General features: G+C 65.4%; 5 protein-coding genes and 1 pseudogene. 2 read left to right on the top strand and 4 right to left on the bottom strand.

The features are described from left to right. Positions 1 to 157 precede the first annotated feature (157 nt). The 3 genes from ACYYG1_RS17195 to kbl form a co-directional block, all read right to left on the bottom strand. The gene (locus ACYYG1_RS17195) at positions 158 to 1,003 is read right to left on the bottom strand and encodes a DMT family transporter (protein ID WP_461211565.1); all 846 of its coding nucleotides are present in this window, start codon (positions 1,001 to 1,003) and stop codon (positions 158 to 160) included. Positions 1,004 to 1,293: 290 nt separating this feature from the next. Next, complete coding sequence (tdh, locus tag ACYYG1_RS17190) at positions 1,294 to 2,328, bottom strand: L-threonine 3-dehydrogenase (RefSeq protein ID WP_461211564.1); 1,035 nt, start codon at positions 2,326 to 2,328, stop codon at positions 1,294 to 1,296. A 17-nt stretch (positions 2,329 to 2,345) separates the two neighbouring features. Further along, entirely contained in the window at positions 2,346 to 3,536 is a 1,191-nt protein-coding gene (gene kbl / locus ACYYG1_RS17185) for a glycine C-acetyltransferase (RefSeq protein ID WP_461211563.1), read from the bottom strand. 227 nt (positions 3,537 to 3,763) lie between these two features. Here kbl and ACYYG1_RS17180 point away from each other — a divergent pair, with 227 nt between their 5' ends. Further along, positions 3,764 to 4,225 carry an Lrp/AsnC family transcriptional regulator gene (locus tag ACYYG1_RS17180; protein WP_461211562.1) on the top strand — a complete coding sequence of 154 codons (462 nt, stop codon included), beginning with the start codon at positions 3,764 to 3,766 and terminating at the stop codon, positions 4,223 to 4,225. 87 nt (positions 4,226 to 4,312) lie between these two features. Then, positions 4,313 to 5,116 carry a nitroreductase family protein gene (locus tag ACYYG1_RS17175; protein ID WP_461211561.1) on the top strand — a complete coding sequence of 268 codons (804 nt, stop codon included), beginning with the start codon at positions 4,313 to 4,315 and terminating at the stop codon, positions 5,114 to 5,116. A 231-nt stretch (positions 5,117 to 5,347) separates the two neighbouring features. On the opposite strand, the pseudogene ACYYG1_RS17170 reads toward ACYYG1_RS17175, so the two are convergent. Continuing rightward, a pseudogene (locus ACYYG1_RS17170) lies at positions 5,348 to 5,602 on the bottom strand (hypothetical protein); the annotation flags it as partial.

Raw genomic sequence — 5,602 nt, 5'->3', positions numbered from 1 at the left:
GCCTCCTTCCCCCCGGCCTCCTCTGCCATTTCACCGTTATCGTTTGGTCAGGGACAACATACAAGGGGCCTGGGGGGCTTGCCCCCCGGCCCCTTTGGCAGCTGGTTCAAAAGCACCAGCTTTTGAACCAGCTGATGCCTTTCGCAAAAACAGGAAACTATCTATTCAGCCGCAACAACCCCACCCCCAGCAAAGTGCAAGCCGTCGCAAACACCTTCATGATATCCAACCGCTCCTTGAGCACGAACACCCCCAGCACCAGCGCGAAGATGATGCTCGTCTCGCGCAGGGCGGCCACCAGGGAGATGGGCGCCATGGTGAAGGCCCAGGTGACCAGGGCGTAGGCCGTGAAGGACGCGCCGCCTCCGCGCAGGGCCATGCTCCATTCATGGCGCAGCACCCGCGTCACGATCCCGGGGTGCAGGACGCGCATCAGCGCGGCCAGGAACACGGAGTCGAGGACGGCCAGGCAGCCGTAGAACCCCAGGGCCGTCCCGGCTTCCCGCGCGCCCATGCCGTCCACCAGGGAGTAGGAGGCGATGAACATCCCGGTGCCCAGGGACAGGACCGTGGCCCGCCCGTTGCGCAGCCCATCGCTGCGCCGGACCAGGGCCAGGCTCATGATGCCCACGCCGATGACGACCACGGCGGCGATCTCCGGGGTGGAGAGGTGCACGCCCAGCAGGACCGTGGACACGCCCGCCACGATGAGGGGCGCCGAGCCGCGCGCCAGGGGGTAGACCTGGCTCAGGTCGCCCAGGCGGTAGGAATTGAGCAGGAAGATCTGGTAGCCGACGTGCAGCGCGGCCCCGGCCACGATGTAAGGCAGGGACCGGATGTCCGGCAGGGGGGAGACGCAGAGCGCGGCCACGGCGAAGGGGGTGTGCCCCAGGACCACGGCCGTCATGCTGACGTGCTTGTCTGCGGTGTTCTTGACGAAGAAGTTCCAGGTTGCATGCAGGAGCGCGGCGCAGAGGACGACGGTCATTACCAGGACGGACATGGGATAGCCTTGCTGTATGGGGAGAGTGTGCCAACCGGAGCCGTGTGGTCTCCGTGATTCCTGGGTCGATCCCTATCCCCGCTCGCCGGGAAACGCCAGTGCCGCTGGGTCGCACCGTTTTTCGGCCGGGGCCACCGCCCGAAGGCTGTCTTGGGCTGGCTCTTCTGTGGTATATTCTTCTATTCTAAGTGGTTACACAATATTTCGGTTTCCCTCCCGTCCCGGAAAGAAAGGTCCCCGGCGGCCTGCGGGGCCGTCGGGGACCGTGATTTTCATTGGACCTTTGGCTCTTACGTCCAGTCCAGGATCACCTTGCCCGAGCGTCCCGAGCGCATGACCTCGAAGGCCTCCTGGTAGTCCTCGATTTTGAAGCGGTGGGTGATGGCCGGGGCCACGTTCAGGCCGCTCTGGAGCATGGCCGCCATCTTGTACCAGGTCTCGAACATCTCGCGGCCGTAGATGCCCTTCAAGTGCAGGCCCTTGAAGACCACGGCGTTCCAGTCCACGGAGGTCTGCCCGGGCATGATGCCCAGCACTGCCACCTTGCCGCCGTGGTTCATGTTGGCGATCATCTGGGCGAAGGCCGAGGGGTTGCCGCTCATCTCCAGGCCCACGTCGAAGCCCTCGGTCATGCCCAGGTCGGCCATGACGGCCTCCAGCTTTTCCTCGGCCACGTTCACGGCCCGCGTCGCGCCCATGGCGCGCGCCATGTCCAGGCGGTGGGGGTTCACGTCGGTGATGACCACGTGGCGCGCGCCCACGAAGCGGCAGACCGCCACGGCCATGATGCCGATGGGCCCCGCGCCGGTGATGAGTACGTCCTCGCCCACCATGTCGAAGGACAGGGCCGTGTGCACGGCGTTGCCCAGGGGGTCCAGGATGGCCCCGTGGTCGTCGTCGATGGAGTCCGGGAGCTTGAAGACGTTCACCGCCGGGACGCTCAGATACTGGGCGAAGCAGCCCGGCCTGTTCACGCCCACGCCCAGGGTGTTGCGGCACAAATGCCGCCGCCCGGCGCGGCAGTTGCGGCAGTGGCCGCAGGTGATGTGGCCCTCGGCCGAGACCCGGTCGCCCAGGGCCAGGCCCCGCACCTCGCTGCCCAGGCCCAGGACGCGGCCCGCGAACTCGTGGCCCGTGACCATGGGCACGGGGATGGTGGCTCGGGACCATTCGTCCCAGTTGTAGATGTGGATGTCCGTGCCGCAGATGGCGGTCTTGGCGATCTCCACCAGCACGTCGTTGGGCCCGATGCCCGGCACGGGCACCTCCTGCATCCAGATGCCCGGCTCGGCCTTGGCCTTGACCAGGGCGCGCATGCTCTCCATGTCCCACTCCCGTGCGCTTAGTTGATGACGCCCAGTTCGCGGCCCACCTTGATGAAGGCGGCCACGGCCCGGTCCACGTGTTCGGGCTCGTGCCCGGCGGACATCTGGGTGCGGATTCGGGCCTGGCCCTCGGGCACCACCGGATAGCTGAAGCCGATGACGTACACGCCCTCGGCCAGCAGGCCCTCGGCCATCTTCTGGGCCAGCACCGCGTCCCCCAGCATTACCGGGATGATGGGGTGCTCGCCGGGCACCAGGTCGAAGCCCGCCGCGCTCATGCCCTTGCGGAAGCGGCGGCTGTTGTCCGCCAGGCGCGCGCGCAACTCCGGGTGTTCGGCCACCAGGTCCAGGGCCGCGATGGACGCCGCCGCGATGGCCGGGGCCAGGGTGTTGGAAAACAGGTACGGCCGCGAGCGCTGCCTGAGCCAGGCCACGATCTCCCTGCGGCCCGAGGTGTAGCCGCCCGAGGCCCCGCCCAGGGCCTTGCCCAGGGTGCCGGTGATGATGTCCACCCGGTCCATGACGCCCCGGTATTCGTGGCTGCCCCGGCCGTTCCCGCCCATGAAGCCCACGGCGTGGGAGTCGTCCACCATGACCAGGGCGTCGTATTTGTCCGCCAGGTCGCAGATGGCCGCCAGGTCCGCGATGACCCCGTCCATGGAAAAGACCCCGTCCGTGACGATGAGCCGGTGGCGGCAGCCGGCGGACTCCTTGAGGCGGGCCTCCAGCTCGGCCATGTCGTTGTTGGCGTAGCGCAGCCGCCGGGCCTTGCACAGGCGCACCCCGTCGATGATGGAGGCGTGGTTCAAGGCGTCGCTGATGACCGCGTCCTCCGGGCCCAGGATGGCCTCGAACAGGCCGCCGTTGGCGTCGAAGCAGGAGCCGTAGAGGATGGTGTCCTCGGTGCCCAGGAATTCGCTGAGCCGGGCCTCCAGCTCCTTGTGCACGTCCTGGGTGCCGCAGATGAAGCGCACGCTGGACATGCCGAACCCGTGGCGGTCCAGGGCGGCCTTGGCCGTCTGGATCAGGCGCGGGTGGTTGGCCAGGCCGAGGTAGTTGTTGGCGCAGAAATTCAGCACCTCGGCCCCGCCGCGCACGGATATGGCCGCCTGCTGCGGCGAGGTGATGACCCGTTCGTCCTTGAACAGCCCCGCCTCGCGCAGGGCCTCGGTCTCCCGGGCCAGGCGGGCGAGCATCGCATTGCGCATGGGTTCCCCCTGGTTGGTGTTGATCTTAAAGGCGAAATATTATGCCACCAAATTATCTGTCAAGAATTTTAAAGTTCATGATTTTACGTAACGCGAAATTTTAGCCTGAATAATTCGCGTTGTCCGTATTATAGATAATAAAATTGACGGATTGTGTTTCATTTCCTATTCTCTCATGACAATCGCAAATAATGGCCTGCATCGGTGGGTGCGGCGGGGGAGGGGGTATGGACGACAAGAAGCTTGTTCTTGATGAAATCGATCGTGGTATTATCCAGGAACTGCAGGTCAACGGGCGCGAATCCTACAAGAGTATCGCCCGCAAGCTTGGCGTTTCCGACGGAACTGTGCGCCTGCGGACCGAGCGAATGATACGCCTGGGCTACCTGCGCATTTCCGCGTCCGTGAATCCGTTGTTTTTCGAGAACACCTTGACCTGTATGGTCTGCCTGACCCTCACGCAGCGCTGCGACCGCAAGCTCATGCGCCAGATCGCGGCCCTGCCGGGGGTGCAGAACGTGATGAACGTCACGGGCCGCTACGACCTCATCGTGGAGGTCTCGGTGTCCTCGCGCAAGGCCCTGCGCAGCTTCCTGGTGGACGCCCTCAGCGACCTGGGCGCGGTGACCGCCTCGGAGAGCTTCATGTACCTCGAGGGCATCAACAAGTGGGTGGAGCACAGGGAATAGCCAGCGGGCCGGGCCCGCGCGCGTCCAGGTCTCGTGAAAATTCCCCCAGGGCTTGCCAAGGCGCGCGCACGGGCTTATCCGTGCCCCATGTTCTGTAATACCGATCTCTGCAAGCAATGCGGCACCTGTGTCGCCGAATGTCCCTTCGAGGTGGTGGTCGAGGGCAAGGACGGCTTTCCCAAGCTGCGCCCGGCCGCCAAAAAGCTCTGCATCGGCTGCGGCCATTGCGTGGCCGTGTGCCCGGTGGGCGCGCTGACCCTGCCCGAACTGCCCGTGACCGCGGGCATCGCCCCCGAGGATTGCCCCGTGGTTCAGCGCGATCTGCGCGTCAGCGACGAGCAGGCCGCCCAGTTCATGCGTTCGCGTCGCAGCGTGCGCAACTACAAGGACGAGCCCCTGCCCCCCGACGAACTGGCCTGGCTGTTCCGCGTGGCGGCCCAGGCCCCCAGCGCGCACAACAACCAGGCCATCACCTGGTCCGTGACCCGCACCCCCGTGGCCACCCGCCGCCTGGCCGGGCTGACCGTGGAATTCATGGCCCGGGAGAAGCTTTTTCCGGGTATCGTACGCCATTGGGAAAACGGGCGCGACAAGATTCTGCGCGGAGCGCCCCACGTGGCCGTGGCCACCGCGCCCACGGACAGCCTCAATCCCTGCGAGAACGCCTCCGTGGCCACGGCATATCTGGAGCTGGCCGCCCACGCCCGGGGACTGGGCGCGTGCTGGGCCGGGTTCCTGATGGACGCGGCCAAGTACTACCGGCCCCTGCGCAAGGCCATGGGCGTGGCGGACACGCATCAGGTCTATGCGGCGGTGATGCTGGGCAGGCCCAGGTACCGGTATGGGCGGATTCCCCGGCGTAAGCCGGCGGATATCGTGTGGTTGGATTAGGTGGTTCGGGAAAATGGTTTGGAAAGCCCTCGCTGTGAGCGGGGGCTTTTTTTGTTTTTGGGGGAGGGGAGTCGTGGTGCAAAACCAACGGTGCCCTCCCGCCCTCCCACAGCGTTCCCTCGCGGGTAGGGCGTTGGTTTGTCGGGAATGATGGGGGAGGTGACGCGGTCGCGCCCCATGCGGGTACGGGGGGCTTCGCTTTTCTGATGGGGCTGTCCTAGCTAAGAGCTTCTACAGCCGTTTTTTAGTCCATTGTTTCAGTTGGTTGAGTAGTCTCTTGTGGTCTCCGCCATTGAAGCGCCATTCGCACTCCTTCAGGAACAGGTAGAAATTGTCCTTGGGGATACCGTTGAACCGTCTCAAATGGCGCTGCGGCGTCGCGGTGGTGCGGTCCTTCAATGATTGCTCACCTCGTGTCGCGGCACAGGTGATGCCGCCCCGTCGCACGAGCCCGGCTCCGCTTCGCTGATTTCCATCACAGCCGCT

It is taken from the genome of Desulfocurvus sp. DL1XJH-121 (assembly GCF_054819825.1).
This window is presented reverse-complemented; position numbering and strand designations above follow the sequence as displayed.